The 19,351-nt window shown below is 33.6% G+C and carries 32 protein-coding genes; 30 read left to right on the top strand and 2 right to left on the bottom strand.

Annotated features, from left to right (window positions below; genetic code table 11):
• Positions 1-589: 589 nt before the first annotated feature.
• A complete protein-coding gene (locus RT228_RS02950; RefSeq protein WP_313138436.1) occupies positions 590-880 on the bottom strand; it encodes a helix-turn-helix transcriptional regulator in 291 nt (96 codons plus the stop codon).
• Complete coding sequence (locus RT228_RS02945) at positions 877-1,371, bottom strand: hypothetical protein (RefSeq protein ID WP_313138435.1); 495 nt, start codon at positions 1,369-1,371, stop codon at positions 877-879. Before RT228_RS02945 ends, RT228_RS02950 begins: the two co-directional genes overlap by 4 nt.
• Before the next feature lie 151 nt (positions 1,372-1,522).
• Here RT228_RS02945 and RT228_RS02940 point away from each other — a divergent pair, with 151 nt between their 5' ends.
• The 30 genes from RT228_RS02940 (at position 1,523) to RT228_RS02795 (ending at position 19,232) form a co-directional block, all read left to right on the top strand.
• Entirely contained in the window at positions 1,523-1,783 is a 261-nt protein-coding gene (locus RT228_RS02940) for a hypothetical protein (RefSeq protein WP_006266869.1), read from the top strand.
• Positions 1,784-1,851: 68 nt separating this feature from the next.
• Positions 1,852-2,406, top strand: coding sequence for a helix-turn-helix domain-containing protein (locus RT228_RS02935; protein WP_006266868.1), 555 nt, complete (start codon positions 1,852-1,854; stop codon positions 2,404-2,406).
• 11 nt (positions 2,407-2,417) lie between these two features.
• Positions 2,418-2,714, top strand: coding sequence for a hypothetical protein (locus RT228_RS02930; protein ID WP_006266867.1), 297 nt, complete (start codon positions 2,418-2,420; stop codon positions 2,712-2,714).
• On the top strand, positions 2,693-6,151 hold the full coding sequence (dnaG, locus tag RT228_RS02925) for a DNA primase (RefSeq protein ID WP_313138433.1): 3,459 nt from the start codon (positions 2,693-2,695) through the stop codon (positions 6,149-6,151). Before RT228_RS02930 ends, dnaG begins: the two co-directional genes overlap by 22 nt.
• Complete coding sequence (locus tag RT228_RS02920; protein WP_313138432.1) at positions 6,126-6,362, top strand: hypothetical protein; 237 nt, start codon at positions 6,126-6,128, stop codon at positions 6,360-6,362. The genes dnaG and RT228_RS02920 overlap by 26 nt, the downstream gene beginning before the upstream one ends.
• On the top strand, positions 6,359-6,679 hold the full coding sequence (locus RT228_RS02915; RefSeq protein ID WP_313138431.1) for a hypothetical protein: 321 nt from the start codon (positions 6,359-6,361) through the stop codon (positions 6,677-6,679). The genes RT228_RS02920 and RT228_RS02915 overlap by 4 nt, the downstream gene beginning before the upstream one ends.
• A 20-nt stretch (positions 6,680-6,699) precedes the next feature.
• Complete coding sequence (locus tag RT228_RS02910; RefSeq protein ID WP_313138430.1) at positions 6,700-6,957, top strand: hypothetical protein; 258 nt, start codon at positions 6,700-6,702, stop codon at positions 6,955-6,957.
• Positions 6,947-7,252 carry a hypothetical protein gene (locus RT228_RS02905; protein ID WP_313138429.1) on the top strand — a complete coding sequence of 102 codons (306 nt, stop codon included), beginning with the start codon at positions 6,947-6,949 and terminating at the stop codon, positions 7,250-7,252. The genes RT228_RS02910 and RT228_RS02905 overlap by 11 nt, the downstream gene beginning before the upstream one ends.
• 83 nt (positions 7,253-7,335) lie before the next feature.
• Positions 7,336-7,635 (top strand): hypothetical protein, encoded by a 300-nt coding sequence (locus tag RT228_RS02900; protein WP_313138428.1) that lies wholly within the window; start codon positions 7,336-7,338, stop codon positions 7,633-7,635.
• A complete protein-coding gene (locus tag RT228_RS02895; RefSeq protein ID WP_313138427.1) occupies positions 7,619-7,915 on the top strand; it encodes a hypothetical protein in 297 nt (98 codons plus the stop codon). The genes RT228_RS02900 and RT228_RS02895 overlap by 17 nt, the downstream gene beginning before the upstream one ends.
• 2 nt (positions 7,916-7,917) lie before the next feature.
• Positions 7,918-8,154: a hypothetical protein gene (locus RT228_RS02890; RefSeq protein ID WP_313138426.1), complete on the top strand. Its 237-nt coding sequence runs from the start codon at positions 7,918-7,920 to the stop codon at positions 8,152-8,154.
• 34 nt (positions 8,155-8,188) lie between these two features.
• On the top strand, positions 8,189-8,596 hold the full coding sequence (locus RT228_RS02885) for a hypothetical protein (RefSeq protein ID WP_313138424.1): 408 nt from the start codon (positions 8,189-8,191) through the stop codon (positions 8,594-8,596).
• 99 nt (positions 8,597-8,695) lie between these two features.
• On the top strand, positions 8,696-8,974 hold the full coding sequence (locus RT228_RS02880) for a hypothetical protein (RefSeq protein WP_313138423.1): 279 nt from the start codon (positions 8,696-8,698) through the stop codon (positions 8,972-8,974).
• Positions 8,975-8,976: 2 nt separating this feature from the next.
• Positions 8,977-9,222 carry a hypothetical protein gene (locus RT228_RS02875; protein ID WP_313138422.1) on the top strand — a complete coding sequence of 82 codons (246 nt, stop codon included), beginning with the start codon at positions 8,977-8,979 and terminating at the stop codon, positions 9,220-9,222.
• A gap of 11 nt (positions 9,223-9,233) precedes the next feature.
• A complete protein-coding gene (locus RT228_RS02870) occupies positions 9,234-9,404 on the top strand; it encodes a hypothetical protein (protein WP_313138421.1) in 171 nt (56 codons plus the stop codon).
• A gap of 528 nt (positions 9,405-9,932) precedes the next feature.
• On the top strand, positions 9,933-10,373 hold the full coding sequence (locus RT228_RS02865) for a hypothetical protein (protein WP_313138420.1): 441 nt from the start codon (positions 9,933-9,935) through the stop codon (positions 10,371-10,373).
• A gap of 54 nt (positions 10,374-10,427) precedes the next feature.
• A complete protein-coding gene (locus RT228_RS02860) occupies positions 10,428-10,880 on the top strand; it encodes a hypothetical protein (protein ID WP_313138419.1) in 453 nt (150 codons plus the stop codon).
• Between the two features lie 62 nt (positions 10,881-10,942).
• Positions 10,943-12,217 (top strand): S49 family peptidase, encoded by a 1,275-nt coding sequence (locus RT228_RS02855; protein WP_313138418.1) that lies wholly within the window; start codon positions 10,943-10,945, stop codon positions 12,215-12,217.
• A 1-nt stretch (position 12,218) separates the two neighbouring features.
• Entirely contained in the window at positions 12,219-13,220 is a 1,002-nt protein-coding gene (locus RT228_RS02850) for a hypothetical protein (RefSeq protein WP_006266846.1), read from the top strand.
• Position 13,221: 1 nt separating this feature from the next.
• Positions 13,222-13,665, top strand: coding sequence for a hypothetical protein (locus tag RT228_RS02845; protein ID WP_313138416.1), 444 nt, complete (start codon positions 13,222-13,224; stop codon positions 13,663-13,665).
• Positions 13,665-14,234, top strand: a complete 570-nt coding sequence (locus RT228_RS02840; RefSeq protein ID WP_313138415.1) for a hypothetical protein — start codon at positions 13,665-13,667, stop codon at positions 14,232-14,234. Before RT228_RS02845 ends, RT228_RS02840 begins: the two co-directional genes overlap by 1 nt.
• A gap of 78 nt (positions 14,235-14,312) precedes the next feature.
• Positions 14,313-14,585 carry a hypothetical protein gene (locus tag RT228_RS02835; RefSeq protein ID WP_313138414.1) on the top strand — a complete coding sequence of 91 codons (273 nt, stop codon included), beginning with the start codon at positions 14,313-14,315 and terminating at the stop codon, positions 14,583-14,585.
• 82 nt (positions 14,586-14,667) lie between these two features.
• A complete protein-coding gene (locus RT228_RS02830; RefSeq protein WP_313138413.1) occupies positions 14,668-15,216 on the top strand; it encodes an HIRAN domain-containing protein in 549 nt (182 codons plus the stop codon).
• 11 nt (positions 15,217-15,227) lie between these two features.
• On the top strand, positions 15,228-16,202 hold the full coding sequence (locus tag RT228_RS02825; protein ID WP_313138412.1) for a hypothetical protein: 975 nt from the start codon (positions 15,228-15,230) through the stop codon (positions 16,200-16,202).
• Between the two features lie 7 nt (positions 16,203-16,209).
• Positions 16,210-16,380: a hypothetical protein gene (locus tag RT228_RS02820; RefSeq protein ID WP_313138411.1), complete on the top strand. Its 171-nt coding sequence runs from the start codon at positions 16,210-16,212 to the stop codon at positions 16,378-16,380.
• 93 nt (positions 16,381-16,473) lie between these two features.
• A complete protein-coding gene (locus tag RT228_RS02815; RefSeq protein WP_313138410.1) occupies positions 16,474-17,046 on the top strand; it encodes a phage holin family protein in 573 nt (190 codons plus the stop codon).
• Positions 17,033-17,563: a glucosaminidase domain-containing protein gene (locus tag RT228_RS02810; RefSeq protein WP_313138409.1), complete on the top strand. Its 531-nt coding sequence runs from the start codon at positions 17,033-17,035 to the stop codon at positions 17,561-17,563. The genes RT228_RS02815 and RT228_RS02810 overlap by 14 nt, the downstream gene beginning before the upstream one ends.
• Complete coding sequence (locus RT228_RS02805; RefSeq protein ID WP_313138408.1) at positions 17,560-18,045, top strand: hypothetical protein; 486 nt, start codon at positions 17,560-17,562, stop codon at positions 18,043-18,045. Before RT228_RS02810 ends, RT228_RS02805 begins: the two co-directional genes overlap by 4 nt.
• On the top strand, positions 18,020-18,745 hold the full coding sequence (locus RT228_RS02800; protein ID WP_313138407.1) for a hypothetical protein: 726 nt from the start codon (positions 18,020-18,022) through the stop codon (positions 18,743-18,745). Before RT228_RS02805 ends, RT228_RS02800 begins: the two co-directional genes overlap by 26 nt.
• The gene (locus RT228_RS02795) at positions 18,735-19,232 is read left to right on the top strand and encodes a hypothetical protein (protein WP_313138406.1); all 498 of its coding nucleotides are present in this window, start codon (positions 18,735-18,737) and stop codon (positions 19,230-19,232) included. The genes RT228_RS02800 and RT228_RS02795 overlap by 11 nt, the downstream gene beginning before the upstream one ends.
• Positions 19,233-19,351 lie beyond the last annotated feature (119 nt).

Here is a 19,351-nt window from a genome sequence, read left to right as displayed (position 1 = left end):
ATCTAAAAATATGATATTTATCAGATTCCCGTTTTTTTCATTTATTTTTTACAAAAAAACATTTTTATTTTCCGTCTAATACAACGCCAACTGCATCCACCTTTAGTGTTTATCACTACTTCACACTTCACACAAAAGAAATCTACCCTAGCAAAATAATCTCTACCTGATACAAGAAAAGAATATTATCTCTCACTTCAGCAGTCTTTTTTACTACTAAAATAGGGGTGGTCGGCTTGTGGTCGGCATGTGATAGGCATGTGCTCGGCTAAAAAGTACTATAAATAAGCCCATCACTACCCGATCACATCCCCATCAATATCCGATAATATAAAGGCAATAGTATAATAGATACACAGTCAGAGTATAAAACAGGCTTTTGAAAAATCTATTCTTTAACTAAGAGAAAGTTTGCTACATAAGTCATCATTATAGCAAACAGTAAAGTCTATAAAACAAAAAACGCTATTATCTAATCATAGATAATAGCGTATATATTTTGCGTCCGCGGGAGGGGTTACGCACAAGGATATAACATCTAATAATCAGTGTTTTATAAATTCATTGGGAAGTAATTGGGACGTTTAGCCTATTTCTGAAGCTTATTTACAATCAAGTCAGACAGCTTCTCCAACACTTCAGCATCATCTAATAACTCCACCAAACGGGTGTTGTTTACATCCGATTCGACACCAGTCAATAACCAACGAGCATCTAAATCAGTATAATAGAGTAATATCTTCTCTATATATTCAGCACTAAGCGACCTATCTTCTACTAATACTCTATTAAAGGAATTATACGACATCCCAATAACTTCAGCCATCTGCTTTCTTGAGACATTATTAAGAGCCATGTACTGTTTTAGACGTTCATTCATATTTTAGATTTATTTGATTCACGTACTTCATTAATCATATTTCTAATTACATCTCGCACTTCATCTTTCTTGATAAACTCCTGAAGAAGTTTTTCTGTTTCTTCTTCATCGAAGCCTAATGGATCTATATTTTCATCTTCAAACTTTACTTTCACACCTTGTTCTTCAAGTCTTTTTATATCTTCTTCAGATAAATTCTTGATATACTCATCTACTTCTTTCATAGTATCATGAGATTGTTCTAATACTGGATCTAAATGATATGATGCTGCTGTATATTCCATAGGTCCTTTACCTGTTATAAACCAACGGGCATTTAAATCAGGAAAATATGTAAATATTCTATCAAGGGTATCACTATTCATAGCCGCAGAACCATTAATAATTCTACTTAATGAATTGTACTTCATACCTATCGTATCACAAAAGATGTTTCGAGGTACCTCTTTATGTTCTAAATATTTTTTTAATCTTAATCCTATGGTTTCCATGATGTTATATTTTCAAGACAACAATTTATTCACATTTATGTATAAAATATTTTGATTATACATAAATGTGCACTTAATTTGTGATACTAAAATGTTACTTAAGTAATACTAATATATAACACTTTAATGTGTTTGAAAATGCTAAAAATATATGATTAACGAGAAACTATCAATTCGCATTAAGAGTATTTTAGGACATAGATATACCCCTAAAATACAGACACATCTTACTAATAACAAGATATTCAATGCACAAGGCAATCCGTTTTCAAATGGATATGTGAGACAGATTGTAAATGGTATAAAAGAGGATTTACGTATAGAAGAAGAGATTCTCAAGCTTTGTGAAGAAACAAAAGAATACTACACAAATGTGAAAAATAGAAAACAAAAATTACTTAAAAGTAATTAAACAAAAAACCCTCTAGCTGGAACTAGAGGGTTTAAACCTCAATCATTAATTAAATAACAATTGAAATCATGAAAGACAAAGGTAATCAAAAAAGATTAATCCCTGGTATTATACCAGGAGATACGAACATCGAAATATTTAGTGATAAAGCTACGCGTACAGCGTACTTTATACAGAATGGAAGAACTCGAGTAATCGATAAACTTCCTCAAGAAATCAAGAGTAAACTATACACCATGCTGGCTAATGATCCTGTGGCTAGCGAAGATTTAAAAGAGTACAAGTTTCACGAAGCCCTAAATGAATATGTAATCTGCATGTTTGGCAAACTAGATCACACGCCTGATGTAATCAATGGAGAAATACAGCTCGCTGAAGAATCATGTGAACCAGGATGTAGATGTCATAATTGGATTAGTAAGATTACAGGAATAGATAAGTATGGATTAACTAAGCAAGAGAAAAAAATACTGAGATACTTAGTAAAAGGAAAAGCAGATAAGGCTATAGCTACAACGCTCAATATATCGCCAAATACAGTATCTACTCATAAAATGAATGTGTTCAGAAAATTAAACGTGCATAGTAGAAGTGAGCTACAGACTTTGTCAGCTAACTTTTAAAAAACACAAAAATGAACACAATCACATTTAACCTAACGGAGGATTTATTAATCATTGGTCTTGAGGATATGAAAAAGATTAAAAGTAATTATCAACAAAGTTTAGCATTCATAACTAGAGAGCTTGCTAAGATAGAATACTCCTTAAAAATAGAATGTGACAAAGAAGTGCTAGAAGCACTCAAACAGACAAGAAATAAATGGCTATTCAAACTCATGCAAAAAAGAGAAGAATTAGAAAAAGCCAATAAGATACTCGCAATACTAATGCTATTAAAACGCAACCAATGCAACAATACCAAATCATAAAAGAAGCCAGCCTAGAGAAAGTGAGAGATGCAGATATCTATGAAGTTATCTCTCATTATGCTCAATTAAAGAAGAGTGGTAGTAGTTGGACGTGTAATTCCCCACTTACTAACGAGAAGACTCCTTCCTTCCATGTGAACCCAGTGAAGAATAACTGGGTTTGCTACTCTTCGAACCAGGGAGGAGATGGGTTAAAATTTGTCATGATTAAGGACTCTATATCTTTTATAGAAGCAGTAGAAAAGATTGCTTCTATCTGTAATATTCTACTGGAGTATGAAGAAGTGAGTGAAGAAGTAAAGCAGAAAATAGACAAAAAGAAAAAAGCTACTGATATCTTAGAATGGGCTTCTACTCAATATAGTAAGGCATTAAACACATTAGCAGATAACCACTGGGCTAAAGAGATGATCGCTGATAGGCGATTTACTGAAGATACAGTGCGAGACTTTAAGATTGGTTATGCAGGCGGTTCTAAGATGCTTACTACTCCATTAATAGACCAAGGGTTATTCAGTGAAGGTAAAGATATTGGGTTAATCAATGTCAAAGATGGAAAGAGTAGTGACTTCTTCAGAGAGCGTCTAATGTTTCCTATCGTTAATGAACGAGGTGAAGTAGTTGGATTCGGTGGCCGAGCTTCAAATGAAGAAGCTAAGAAGTATGCTAAATATCTAAACTCTAGAGAGACTGATTATTATGTTAAAACGAAGACTATTTATGGTCTATATCAAGCTAAGAAAAGTATAGTCAGTACAGGTACAGCTATCTTAATGGAGGGATATACAGACGTTATATCAGCTCATCAGGCTGGAGTAACTAATGCTATAGCTACCTGTGGAACTGCTCTTACTAAAGAACAAGTGCTACTGATCAAACGATATGCGCGTACAGTCATCGTGATGCGTGACAATGACTATCCTAAGACTACTAAAGCACTAATAGACCTAACGACTGAAATAGCGACTCAGAAGCTTATCACATTCAGTGACAAGTTTACTTCTATCAATGATTTGAATTGCGTAGAAGTAGCGAGAATAGTACTTAGTAAGCTTAGTGAGTCTAATGAAGATCAGATATTATATGGCCAACTAGATGATCGCATTCGCAGTGTTAATCCTTATGATTTAGGACCAGGTACTAAAGCTGCTTTTAGCGATATTGATATGTTGCTAAAATATGGTCTAAAGGTTCAGATATGTAATCTACCAATAGGTGAAGATCCTGATACGTATTCTAGACAAGCTGATCTGAAGAAATATATAGAGGATCACGTTAAAGATGCATTCGAATGGAAGACTACGAAGCTTAAGAATATGGCTAGTAGTGATGCTGATATGATTAGTGATAGTGTGAATACAGTAAGTAAGATACTATTCTCTATCGCTGATGATATTAAAAGAGGCTTATATATCAAAACTGCAGCTAAGATATTCAATATCTCAAGTAAAGTTATTAATGATAATATAACTCAAATCAAAGAAACGTTAGAAGCAGAAATAGCAAGTGCTCCTAAGGCTACAGAAGAACAAGCAGATGAACTAAAACTTCCTGCAGGTGCTAATATGGATGAGTATAAGAAGTACGGTTTTGTCACTGTAGGTAACTGTTATCACTTCCAAGGAAAAGGAGGCTTCTTTAAAGGAACTAACTTCCGTATAGAACCCCTTTATCACTTATATGGCAAGATGAATAATAAGCGATTATGTGCCTTACATCTAGAAGATGGGGGACAGAAGATCATAGAGTTTGAGTCTGAGGACTTCATTCAGCGTACAAGATTTCAAAAGAAGCTCATCGATGAAGGAAATAATACGTTCAAAGAACATGTAGGTATGAATCACTTCACACTACTTGCGAATCAGATATTATCTGACTTCTCAGTGTCTTATGAGATTACTACTCTTGGATGGCAAAAGAATAAGAAGTTCTTTGCTTATGCGAACTGTATCTACTTAAATGGAAACTTAAAGAGTATTAGTCCTTATGGTACCATAGAACTAGAAGAAGAGGAGATAAAAGAACAGAATGAAGACATTCATTCCACTAATAAATACTCTAGCTATTATCTACCTGCTTTTGCTATGCAGAATAAAGATGTAGATAGCGACTTCGATGAATACGAAAATGATAGATGCCTGGTGTATAAGCAAAGTCCGATAAGCATACAGACATGGGTAACACAGATGTTAGAAGTATATGGTAAAGACAAAGGTTCTCTCGCTGTAGCATTCAATTTCGCCTCAGTATTTAGAGATATATACTTAGATATGTATGGTTTTTTCCCTCTAATGTTCTTGGCTGGAGAAAAAGACTCAGGTAAATCAAAGTTCGCCGATAGTTGCGCTAACTTCTTTACGTATAAAGAAGGTTCATTCGATTTGCATAATGGTTCTCCAGTTGGTTTTTACAGAAGGCTAGCTCGTATTTATAACGTACCTACTGTATTAGAAGAGTTTAATGATGGATTAGATGAGAAGATATTTCAGTCTATTAAAGGAGCTTTCGATGGCCGTGGCCGAGAGATAGGTAAACCTTCAGGAGATAACAGAACTGTAGTCACTAAGGTTAACCGATCACTGATCATTACTTCACAGTACTTGAGTAGCCGAGATGATAACTCGATTACTTCACGTAGTATCGTGATGAACTTCTTAAAACAAACATTCACTCCAGAGCGAATAAATAGTTATAACCAACTAAAGGCATGGGAACTAAAAGGATTAACCTCTCTCATCGTAGAGTTAATAGAGCATAGAGACTATATAGAAGAAAATCTAATCAGTAGGTTTAAAGCATACCAGGATAAGTTCAAAAAAGATTTAGCAGCAACAGAATATCAAGAACGTGTTTTTAATAACTATGTAGCCCTTATCGCTCCATTGTCTCTATTACAGGAGAAAATGTACATCCCTATTAATCTAAATGAACTCTATGAACAGTTTAAAGAGAACATCATAGAGACATCGGATCTGATAGTAGAGTCTGAAGGATTAGCAGATTTCTGGAAGGTATTAGAGTACTTACAAGAAAACAATAGAATGTCAGATAAGGTACACTATAACATAAAATCAGAACATACTATAGAACTCGCTAAACGCAAAGATACCCAAAGTACATGGGAAAGTAAAGTGCCTGTTAAGGTACTCTATCTAAATCTAAAGGCTGTACATCAGCTATACGATAAAGAGGTAAGTAGTCGATCAAGTCCCGACGTAATTAGTGAAGCGACTATACGCAACTATATCAAATCTAAGAAATATTTCATCGGTGTTAAGGACTCTTATCGATATGGAAATAAGTCCACTAATGCTTTTGTATTTAATTATGATATGATGAAGCGCGCCTGTCTATTAAACCTAGACAAAGAAGATAACAATAGTAATGATGATTTCTTTGATATTAATGATAATGGAAGTGAAACAGGTATCATCTAGAAGTATAGAACTAGAGTTAAGATTAGTGACTAAAGAGGATCTACATCTATTTAGAAAATCAGGCTTCTTATACTTTGTGTATGATCATACTGAAGAAGCATTTAAACCGTATCCATACTATACACATAAAGGAATGGATATACAGGTATTCTATGACCTGTTTAACCTAGAAAGAATATTTATACCGAAAACAATAAATGACTATTTATGAAACGATTTACAATTAAGGCGAATGGCCAAGAGACAAAAGAAGAGTTAACAGGTAATATGACAGAAGCTGTTAATGCTCTACAAAAACAAAATATCACTCCTATAGAAGTTATAGACAATGAAAAACAGACTCTCACCCTATATCGCAAAGGAACTCAAGACAAAAACTACTTTGTCAGAACAAGGGATTTGCCAACACCAGGAGAAGGAGATAGTAGTACTCCAGCAATTAGCGACACTGGAGATAACGAAGGTAAGATGCCTGAAGTGCCTAAAGTGGCTAAGCAAGGAAAAAGCAGAAGTGTAAAAAAACAATAACCGTTTAATTATCAAGACTTATGAAAAATCATTATGTCATAGTACAAACTAAAAGAAAAGAGGATAGTATGTTTAAACATACTGTCGCTCAAATAAGAGTAGAGGGTTATAATAAACTAATGATAGGTTATGAATGGGGTAAAGTAACTAATAAATACCCTGAAGAGTTCTTTGATAGTCACCTTACAGAAACTAAAGATGAGATGAGAGAATATCAAGAAGATCCAACTCCTTATGAGCTTCATATACAAATTAATAAACAGAATAATGAGAAATAGAAAGATATTCTACGGTAATATGGCTTCAGGTAAATCAGTTCTAGCAAAACAGTTAGAAGATATCTATCCTGGTGACACCTATTATTTAACAGGAGATTTTGGCCTTCAGAGTCTAATAAAAGAATATGAAGAGAAACTATACGATGACTTAATAGATAATAGTGCTTATGCATTTTATATTAATCGTATTACTAATATGCTAGTGATAGAAGATTATCAGGGTACGCATATTACTGAAATACTAAAGTTTTTTTCTATCAAAAATCATCCTATCATCATCCTTACAGAGAAATAACCTGATATACCAGCTGACTTAGCTGCTAAAGTAGATATCGTGAAATGTACTTATGATATAGATAAACCTTTAAACAGTGAAGTATGCCACAACCAACACATTATTATTTAGAAGTAGAGAATATATATTCCCTAAAGAATAAGCTACAAAAGGAAATAGTAGCTTATTTACAGACACTACATCAGCGATTAGTAGTTGCTAAAGGCCTCGAAAATATAAAAGATGTCATCATCCGGGTAGCTGCTAAAAAAAGTGAAGAGAACAAGAGGTGTAAGCCTATTGTACTACGATTTTGGGAGCCTGAACCGAGTACTTATAAGTTAGAGGGACTAGAACAGGTGAGCTTCTCTATAAAACCAGCTTATTATGAAACTAAACAATAATCTAACGAAGCATAGTATTAAGACAATACTAAAGGCTATCAAGACCTCTAACGATCTAAGAATAGATTGTTATGAGAATAAGATGCCTTACTGTTTTGAGGTTTATGTAGCGCGGAACCTTGAACCTCTAAGTATGCTACTGAATACAGAAGCATTTGAAGAGATTGCTTCCTGGACAAAGTTCGATTTGACCTTCACGTTATGGGATATCATGGAAAGGTTTAATGTAGATCTCACATTTGATAAAGATTATAGAGTATGGACAATTAAAGATAGATAAAGATGACAACAGAAGAAATTAAAGAGTTATGGGGTGAAGAGTTATACAATGTATTTGAACAACATATTGATGATGAAGGATTCCTAACTGAAAAATGGGCTAATATAATTGAGGATAATTTATCAGATTGGGATGAAGATTTCAATGATACAAATGAAAAAAAAGAGGTTTATGGTCTAATGTATAACATAGACTTTGAATACAATGAAGATAAAACTAAGATTAGAAAAATAAATTAAAACTTCCCACTTGGATTAGAAGTGGTTTATAAAAATGAAAAGAATAACATTAATTATCGGATTAATTCTATTATCAATTTCAATGACATCATGTTATGAGTTCAGTAGAGAACAACACATGAAGGATGCTGAAGCGAATGGTAAAGCAACGTTATTAGAAGCAGAACATTCTAAAAAAGCAATGATAGAAACTGCTAAGGCAGAAAATGAGTCCGCTACACTACAGGCTGAGGCTAAAGTAAAAATAGCTAAAGCTGAAGCACAGGCAGAAATAGAACGTGCTAAAGGAATAGCTGAAGCTAATAGAATTATTGGAGAATCAATGAAAGGAAATAACGAGTATCTGGAGTATCTTAAAATAGATGCTATAAAAAATAGTCAAGGTTCTAAAGTATATATTCCTACAGAGGCAAATCTTCCTATCCTAGAAGCTAAAAGGTAATGAAAGCAACTATTCTATTAATACTATTTCTAGTGGTTGTAGTGCCACTAGGAATAGTGATTTACAGAGAACTTATTAAATATCTAAGAAATAAATAATATGTGTACATGTATAACAGAAGTAGAACAAAAGATACTAAGACATCTACAAGAAAAGAACCCTAATAAAACATATACTGAAATATCTTCATTTAACGGATTAGGATTTCAAAATAAGACATGGGCATATGAGAAGAATCAGATTCTATTAGTATTTGATATGAAATTTGAATCTACTTTCCCAAAGGTTAATGGAGAAACGAGCAAGCCAAAAAAAGAAACTATTCAGATATCACAGACCTATTGTTCATTCTGTGGTGAGAAATTAACGCAGGATTAGATATGCCAAAATTTGCAAGAATAATCGATATAGATGAAGACAACCAGGTATTACTAATGCACTCTTACAATGCGGAAGAAGATGAAGATGAAGTGATCTTAACTACCTGTACTGAAAGTATACAATGTAAGATGATACTATCCTTTAAATCCAAAGAAATAGCATTAGAAATATTATCCACATTTAGCACTGAACGTGCAGCAGAGTTCTATAGAAGTGCTATAGCACTCACAGAGCAAACTCCTTAAACAATTAAACAATGGACGACACATTTATATACTTCGTAGCCTTAGTAGCTATTATGAGCTGCTTATTTCTAGTAGTAAAGCTTACCAATGTTATGAAAGCACATCTAGAGATATTAAATAAGTACAGAGATCTTCTAAAAGAACACCTAGAACTACTAAAGAGGATAAATAAAGAAGAGTAACCAAAGGCCAGGACATAGATCCCGGCTTTTTTTATATCCATATACCAGGTACCTCCATCCTTCTCTCTCTATATGTTTAATAATACAGCTCAGTCCTCTTCTTCCTGTTTAGCTCCCCCCACACCCCCCTAATAAAAGAATTTCGTTCCGAAATTCGATTCTAATAAAAGGTATAGGAAAAAATCCCTACATCCCTACATTCTATTAATTATATACTATATTAATATATAATAAATTAAAAATAAAGAAGTTACGAAAGCTTTGAACTTGTGGGGATTTTGTGGGGAATGTAGGGAGTAAAAAAAAATCCCCACAAAAAAACGGCAATCCCCACAATCCCTACACCTATTCCCTACACTTAATAGGTTATAAATCAACATTGTAGGGATGTAGGGATTTTTATCACAAAAAATGACCTATATTTTATACTATTTCTGTTTTTTTATGTTCTTTCATTATTCACATACCACCAAGTAGTTGTTAATAACTTCTATTCGGAGTATATTTGTATAAACAAGTCCCCTTACTATGCAAATCACTATTCCTGTAAAAAGCTACTTAAAAAAGTACTTGACTAAAAAGTACGGTAACGAGTTAATATTATCACGCAAATCTTCACTAGGTATTCACCTACTAGAACTACTAGAAGGTACGTTTGATCCTAAAGACCTAGTTCCTGCTACTGGAGACGATGTCTATCTCCTAAATATTGGTGAATTTTACGCGAATACTAAGGGTGTGATTATACACACCTCTAGGATCAACAATATTTCTATGTATTTGGATAAGGTTTTTCTAGAAAGTCTCTTTGAACACGTCAAAATTTACAAGGCTAACTATAACCAGGAGCTTCCAGCGATCAGACAATTCTTAGAGTTCTATGGGATAACTGACAACGATCTACGATATGACTCAGTTTATAGAACTTATAAACGCTACAAACAAAAGGGACAAATATCTATAAACTAGGTAAATCATTGATTTTAAACAGTTCCGCATAGGGACACTTTAATAAAAATAAATATGAGATTTTATTGCGAGGAACAATTATCAGGAATAGAGACTATCGACTTCTATCTTCTAACCGAAACAAGTAACTGGCCAATACATCTAAGTGATCGTAGTTCTGCACAGATACTATTTAATCCTGAAGAGCATAACATACATGCTACGATTAAAGAAAATAGCTTTAAAAATAACACCAAAAAGAAAGGTGATATCTATGAAGTAGAGTTAACATACAGTATGTTAACTCGCTCAGAGGCTTTAGAGCAACTCCTAGACCAGTATGCTAATAAAGCAGGCATCGCTGTAGTGAAGTACTATAATAACTTCACTAAAATATTCGGTACTGATGTCGAACCTCTTTTATTGTCATTTGAATTAAATGATGGAACAAGTCCAGAATCTGAATCAGGAATCAATATCGCTATCACAGGGTTACAGCGTAACCGCCCTGTATATTTGACAAAATAGCTGTCCTTTTTTGCTGAATGCTATGATACGAACTTTGTATTCGTAAAATTATAGCATTCAGCATGATAAATAATTTATTCTCTTTATTAAGTACTAATTGGTTCATAGATCCATCTATGAAGAATACCTTATTACCACAATTACGCAATGTACTTGATGGTAAATTAATAGAAGGTACTTCCTTATATCCATCTGCATATACTTCATCTTCAATTATTGCAGGTACTAAAGAATCTCCCAACCCTAACTCTGAGGATAACTATGTAGCTGTTATTCCTATTAAAGGTGGTATCTATAAATACAGTCAATTTTGTGGACCTACTGGAACCCAAGCTATCGGAAGACAAATACAAGCTTATGACAGAGATACTAACTGTATAGGAATAGTTCTAGATATAGACTCTGGAGGGGGACAAGTGTCAGGAACGGCAGAACTGTACGATATCATAAAAGCTAGCTCTACTCCTATCGAAACTTATACGGATGGTAATTTATGTAGTGCAGCATACTACATCGCTTCGGGTACTAAGAAAATCACAGCTAACAAACGAGCTGATAAGATTGGTTCTATAGGTGTAATGACTTATTTCATAGACTTAGAAGGTTACTACAAATCGATAGGGGCTAATGTTATAGAAGAATATGCTACAAAATCTACAAACAAAAACAAAGCTATTAGAGAACTTCAAAACGGAAATCCTGAACTATGGATTAAAGAAGAGCTGGATCCGATAGCTGAAGAATTTATCACTGATGTGAAAGCACAGAGAAAAGAGATCAAAGAAGAAGTATTCACTGGATCTACTTATAGTCCATCAAACGCACAGTCTATGGGATTAATCGATAACCTCGGAACACTTAAAGAAGTAGTAAACTCATTTTTTAGTAATAATAAAAACACAGACAAACAATCTGAATCTATGTCAAAGAAAATCGCCCTTACAGCTTTAACAGGAGTATTAGCCGTTGAAGCACTAGAAGGTACTGATAAAGGTACCTATCTGAATCAAGAACAACTAGAGACTATCAATACCTCTTTAGAAGATTTGAACACAAAATTAACTGAAGCAAACCAAAAGCTATCAAATTTTGGAACTTCTATGTCTGACTTTAGTACTAAACACAAAGCTATTGCTGAAGCTTTGGGAGTTGATACTACAGAAGATACAGAAGCAAATCAAACTGCAGTATTAGATAAAATTGCAGACTTAAATAAAAAGCCTGGCAATGCTCATACTACTGTTATGGGTAATCCAACCCCTCCAGCTGAAGGAAAAGATAGTATCGTAGATATGGAGGCTGGTCACAACAAGTTGTTTAATCAAATGAAAAAATAGAATGGAAATTAACATTGATCAAATTAAAGACGAGTTAGGTGCATACATTAAAGAGAATCCTAACGTATTATCACCTGCTATCTACTCGAAAGAAGTTACAATAGACAAACATTGTGAAACAATTACAAAGGTTAATGGAGAATTTCCTTCATTTGCTTCAATTATGTCACATGTTGTACAAGGCTTCTCTAGTGAATGGACTGAAATGGGAGAAATCCAATTTAATGCTAAAAAACTATCTGCTTACAAACAAAAAGTAAACTTTGCCTTTGTACCAGCCGATATGGTGGGATCATGGTTAGCTAGAATGTATGAAGAAGGCAAGTCTTTAGAAGAAATGCCAATATCTAAACACATCTTTGAAAAAATACACGAAAAGATTGTATCAGATGTAGAGATTTTATCTCTAAGAGGAAAGAGAGACGACAATGATAATGTCAAGACATTTGGTAAATCACTTAATGGTTGGGCTACTATTATCACAGCTATCAAAGCTGATAAGAAATTCCCTGGATTCTCAATTCCATTACAAGCTTTCTCTAAGATTAATATTCTTGATCAATTCAAAGCTTTTGAAGAGGGATTACCAGCTAATACAGAGATTAAAAAAGTATTCTGTTCTAAAAAAATTGGAATGTGGTATAAGGATGCTTATAAGTCTGAGTATGGAAGCAACCCTACATACAAGGAAGGTGATTCAATGAGAACACCATTATTAGATATTGAGATAGTTCCTTTAAATATGCCTGATGATATCTTTTTTGCTACACCTGATTGGAATATGAAAAAACTAGTTGATATCATCAATGGAGCTAAAATCACAGATATTCAAAAACTTGATTATAAGTTAAAAGTATTCTTTGAATTTACTCTTAACTATGATACAGCTATTAACCAAGTATGTTTCATTGGTAACTTTGATGCTGAAGCTGTAAGAGGTCTAAACAACAAAGAGCAAAACGAATTATTCTTCCCTGAAGAAGATGGCTTAATCGTGAAATAGAATGGCAAAAAAAACAGAACAAGATACTTCTCCAGCTCCGACTGGAGAAGTTAATAAAGAGGGTGTTACTACTCCACAGGATACAGTAGATACCAATAAGCAAGCTGAAGAGAGTGCTAAGAAGGAACAAGAAGCAGCTAAACAAGCAGAACTTGAAGCTAAGAGATTAGCTGAAGAAAATGCTAAGAAAGAACAAGAAGCTCTTAAGCAGGCAGAACTTGAGGTTAAGAGATTAGCTGAGGAATACGCTAAGAAAGAACTTGAGGTAAATGCTCGTTTAATAAACGGTTATGAGTATAGAGGTCGTAAATATAACTTTACGGCTAATATGCCTCTCAAAGTTAACCTTGATGGACAGATTATGTCTCAAGTAGAAATTATGTCTAACACAGATGTCTTAGAGTCTATGATCGACTCTAAAAACATTTTTATCAAAGAAATCTAATGGCAGATATTAAATTAGAAGATATCGGTTTTGCTTCATGTGAACCTACTGGAGCTTTAGTCAATAAAGTGTATTACGCACCATTGGACTACTTCGAGGAGATACCGACTCCTAAAGACTTATGTGGAGATAGTGCTAATGCCGCTAAAACATTAGACGAATTAGCGACTATCGCTACACCATTTAAGTTTAAGACTGGTAAAGGCTTCCATCCGATTACTACAGTGACAGAGACTGGAGAAGTTACGAGTGCACAAATCGGAGAAAGAAATAGAAGACTATTCGAAAATACGCTACCTTGTACTGTAGGTGGTTCTAGCGCTAAAATCTTAGGATTTGCACGTTATATAAAGAATCAGAACTTGATTGTATTGTTTCAAGAGTTTGACTCAGGTAACATGAGAGTCATCGGTTCACAGCGTATGCCTGCGTGGGCAGAAACACAAGAACATAAGATCGAAGCTACAGCTGAAGGTAATAACTCTCTTGTTACTACTTTTAAGGATAAACAGAAATACCCTGCACCTATATACACAGGGGATATCGTGATGTTTCCCGATGCTCCATAGTTGATTAATAGTGGTTTTTAATAAGTTGTGTTGTTAATGAAGCTCCCGTGATTGGGAGCTTTTTTTAAATAGAATAGTATGTATGATTATCAAGAAAAAGTAATGGAGTATCTCGAGCTGAACTTTGTTCCTGGAGACACTAAGAATCATAATCTAAAAGTCAGTACACAGGAGCTGTTAGGTTTTCTATTTAGGGTATTCCCTAGAGATTGTATCTCAGATTATGAATTAGTAGATATCCTTCAGAACTTAGGATATCGACCATTTAACCTAATGGAACGTATCAATAAGGAGGATAAAAAAGAAGCACTTCACGTGTATTGGCTTCTCCAGGGAATGCCTTCCCTATAAAAAAAGTAAGATTCACTAAATTGTACTTATACTCTTAGAAGGTTATTTATATCTTTGAGAGATAACGACTAAAACTATTTATATGAATTTAAAATACACTGCAATTATTGTTCTTATAATAGGATTGATACTTATAATATTTCCTGATACTCAATTTTTAGGGTTTATTGCTATTGCTTCTTCTGGATTACTTTTAACATTAAATGGTATTAAAGGTAAAGACTCAACTGATGAACCAAGACATCCAATACCTCACATCACTGAGCGAGAAATATTAATCAATGAGTTTTTAGAGGAGTACGCACTAGATAAGAAGTACAAGTTCGAACTAAAAGGTATTACGTTTACGAATGCCTATCAGATGATCAAGTATCATGAGTTAATCGAGTTCGATCAGCTTACTATGGAGATAGAACCTAACAATGCTTATGACCCTAATGCTGTAGCTCTTTTCTTTAAAAAAGAGAAAGTAGGCTATGTAGATCAAGATAAAGCCAAAGGAGCAAAAGCATTAGTAGAACAAGGATTTAATATTTGTTATATCAGTAATATCAAGGAGGTCTATAATGAACAAACTCAGAAAAAAATGTACTTTGTTGATATCACGTTACCTTATAAAATGAAATCTTAATATAAATAATCATGGATAGTAAAAAAGGAGTAGATTTTATTAGAGAACATATCGTTTATGGAGGGTTGTATAACCCAATAGACACAAAAGATTTTGATTTATTTAATTACTTTTCATTTTTTTTTGATATTGATATAATTAATAGAATAAAACCACATTTACTTGACTCTCGTAATGATAGTTTTGGAACTATTGACTCTGTACAGACATTAAATATATATTGTCCAAAATGTAATGAAACAACTACTTTTGAATCACTTGCCTTAGATGAATTAGACTCTAAAACATGGAACTTTATAGGTATCTGTCAAAGTAGTCAATTGGGTAACATAATAGAAGGAGGAGATCAATATGCGATTAGATTAAGTTTTGAAAAAATATTTAAAGCTTTAAATAATCTTTCTACTATTACAAGAAATTTCGTTTGTGTACATTCTAAGTCTGAATCAGTGAAACATTTCTTCTCTGTCTCGTATTTAATCAATGATAATAAAATAATTAAAGTTGGACAATTCCCTTCTATTAATGACATTACTGGATTAAATTTAAAAAAATACAAAAAGATTAACAACGATATTTTTTTAGAATTAAATAAAGCTAATGGGCTATTCAGTCATGGTGTAGGAGTCGGCTCTTATGCTTATTTAAGACGTATTATTGAAAAACATATAGTAAACAAAAAGTATGAAACTAAACTTCTCAGTGAAGGTAAAAATGAGCAAGAAGTAGAAGTTTGTCTTAAAAACACTTATTTCAAAGATAAAGTATCTTTACTAAGAGAGGAACTATCTGACCTATTACATGGGAATGATAAAATATACGGGTTCTTGAGCAAAGGAATACATGGATTATCTGAAGACGAATGTCTAGAAGTATTTCCTATTTTATTTGACTCTATATGTATCATCCTTGATGAAGAAATAGAACGAATAGAAAAAGAAGTTAAGAAGAAAGAACTAGCCTCTAAATTAAATAAACTTAAATAAAATAATTATGGCAAATTTTAAAGAATTGACTTTATGTAACACAGAAGGTAAAAAAACATTTATAAATTTAGATAAGGTTATACGTATGGATCCTTTAGTAAATTCAGGTACTAGATTATTTTTTACAAAAGAACATCTTATTGATGTAAATGAAAAAGCTCAAGACATTGTAAAATAGCAATAAACATTCAAACCTCTCCCTTGAGAGGTTTTTTTTGTGTCCTTTTTCCTTAGAGTCCTGTAATCTAATTTTGTGGTAAATAAGTTACTAATGAATTGGTTCACATATATACTACAAGGTTTTGGGTATGCAAACAAAACTGACTTTGGTCAGACACTAGAGAAGAGCTCTAGTGATAATTTAATCCGTACAGCTCTATTCTTAGGTACACTAAGAGAGTGTACAGAAAGTCTATTTAACCTAGATGTATTCGTAATTCTCGCCTTTGTCTTTCTGATCATTGCTGAGTGGCATACAGGAATTAAAGTAGATATGAAAAAGAGAGGTGAGAAGTTCCAATCTCGCAAACTAGGCCGTATGATTCTCAAGATAGGTACTTACATCTTTATCCTATACCTCCTATCGACTTTCGCTAATAAGACAGCCTCTATCGATTTTTACTTTATAGACGTTAATCCTATGCAATGGTTGTACTATGTCGTATTCACCTGGATCATACTCCAGTTATTAGTTAGTTACTTTGAGAACCTAGCCGCACTCGGTTATAAGGAAATGAAAGGTATTGTAGGTATTATCCTTCGAAAAGGTAATCAATGGTTTGATTTCGATGGTAATAAGAATGGTGATGATTTATTTAAAACAGATATAGATGAAAGAAATTAACTTCGAGGTATTTGAAACTATCTCCCTAGACAATGCTAAAGTATTCGTAGATACTTATCTACCTTCAGCATTAGCCATTGAAAAGAAAACAGGACTTAACCATATCGTTATTCTAGCACAGGCAGTCTTAGAAAGTGCATGGGGATTAAAAGCTGTAGGCTTTAACTTCTTTGGGATTAAATGGACTGGTAAAGGTGAGAAACAACTAATTACTACTACTGAGATATTATTTAGTGCGAATGCTAAGTTCCCTGAGATTATCTCTAAGACAAAACGTCCTGATGGTAAATATACTTACAAGGTAAAAGACTACTTCAGAAAGTATAATTCAGCTGAAGAGAGCTTCGCTGATCACGCTTTATTCTTCCAAGAGAACAAACGATATACAGAGGCATGGAAGGTTAGAGCTGATATCAACTTATTTATAGATGCTATCGCTAAAGCAGGTTATGCTACAGCTCCTGACTATGCGACACAATTAAAAGCAGTAGTTAGATCCGTTACTAAACGACTATGAAAACACTAAGCCTACTTTTACTTATTCTTTTATTTACAGCTAGTTGTGGTTCACGTAAAGTGAACCTACATACTAGCGATACTAAAACATCTATAAGAGCAAATGAAATTGAAACTATCAAGGTTAAAGAACTTGAGTTAAGTAAAGAACAATATTCAAATCTGATTCAGAATATTCTAATTCGTGCAGACTCTATTACTACAGATAAACAAGGAAATACAAAACTTTATAACCCTGTAATTAAAAGTGAGAAGGAAGAGAACAATCAAGAAATTGACAAATCAAAAGCTTCAGATACAAAGATTGATAAAAGAAATTCTGAAGATATAGATATAGAAGAAGGTATAAAAGATAAGGGAGTTGATAGAAAACAGTATAACTGGTGGTATGGATTGCCTTTACTTGTTGTGCTAGGGCTTATCATTTATGTAATAATAATCGTCTTAAAGAAATACTATGCAAATAGACTTAAGAATACCTGAAAAGTGGGATGAGCTTACAGATTGGCAGTTAAAGAAGATAGCTGCTATGATCGGAAAGAATGGCCCTGCATTCAACTTTATGACCTGGTTATATCTTAACCAGGTAAAGTGGTGGCAATTTAAAAAAGCATACCAACTCAAGATAGTTATGAATCAGGTGCCCATGTCAGAACTGCGTAATCATTTCAACTGGGTATATACTAATGTAGATAGAACTATATTTCCTAAGCATAAGCAGTATGTAGCTCCTATGGATAGGTTAGTCAATCTAACGATAGAGGAGTTCGCGGTGGCTGATGATCTAAACAATGTGTACCTTATTAAGAAGGATATATCTTATTTAAGATTATTAGTAGCTGTACTCTATAAGCAAAAAGGAGAAGTGTATGATCACCTCCAGCTAGAAAATAATGTCAAGCGATTTAAGAAGGAGGATAAAGAGTTTCTACTAGCTGTACATATCGCATTCAATGGATGTAAAAAGGGGATAGTAGAAAAGTATAAACATATCTATCCTAAGATTAAAGTTCAGCAACGCAGCAATAAAAAAGCTGGCTTATTAGATGTGGTTCTTAAGATGTCAGGGCAAAAGTTCGGTACATACCAGGAGACTAAATCAACTCTCCTTCACACCTTCTTAAATGAACTAGAAGAAAACATCATCCAACAAAAAGAGTTAAAGGATAAACATGGCAAATAAGACGAAGATTAGTCATAAGACTATCGTGACCTTTCATAAGGAGATAGCTGAAAAGCACGTTGACATTAACGGATTCTATCGCTTTAACTGGAATGAAATAGAAGGAAGCTTCAGATCAGGTGTCGCTACTCCTACTCTATTATTAGAGAGTACTTCTTCAGACTTTAGCGAGAACCCTAACAAGACAACCTCTTTTAATAATCGTCGTGTATCATTCTTAATATTGAATTATGCAGGCAGAGCCAATGACTTCGATAAACAAGAAGATGTACTCGACGAGACAGAAGCTATCGCTCTGGAGATATCAGCATATCTAAAGACCATGAGTAATGACTCTAGTTCATGGCTGTATGGATTGTACGATGTGGACTCTCTCAAAATAGAGAAAGTAGGTCCGATATTCGATAATATGTTCGGATGGAATGTGATCTACACGATTAAAAATAAGCAGACCATGGTGATGGATCCGAGTAAATGGCGAGACTAATATGTCTCGCTTTTTTTGTTAATACTCGTATCCAAAATAGATAAAAACATATTTAATCAAGGTAATTGTTGTGTTATTTCTGCTTATTATAGATGTTTTAAAGTACATTTGATTTATAA

The organism is Myroides sp., from assembly GCF_032073645.1.
GTDB classification, from domain to species: Bacteria; Bacteroidota; Bacteroidia; order Flavobacteriales; family Flavobacteriaceae; genus Flavobacterium; species Flavobacterium odoratimimum.
This window is presented reverse-complemented; position numbering and strand designations above follow the sequence as displayed.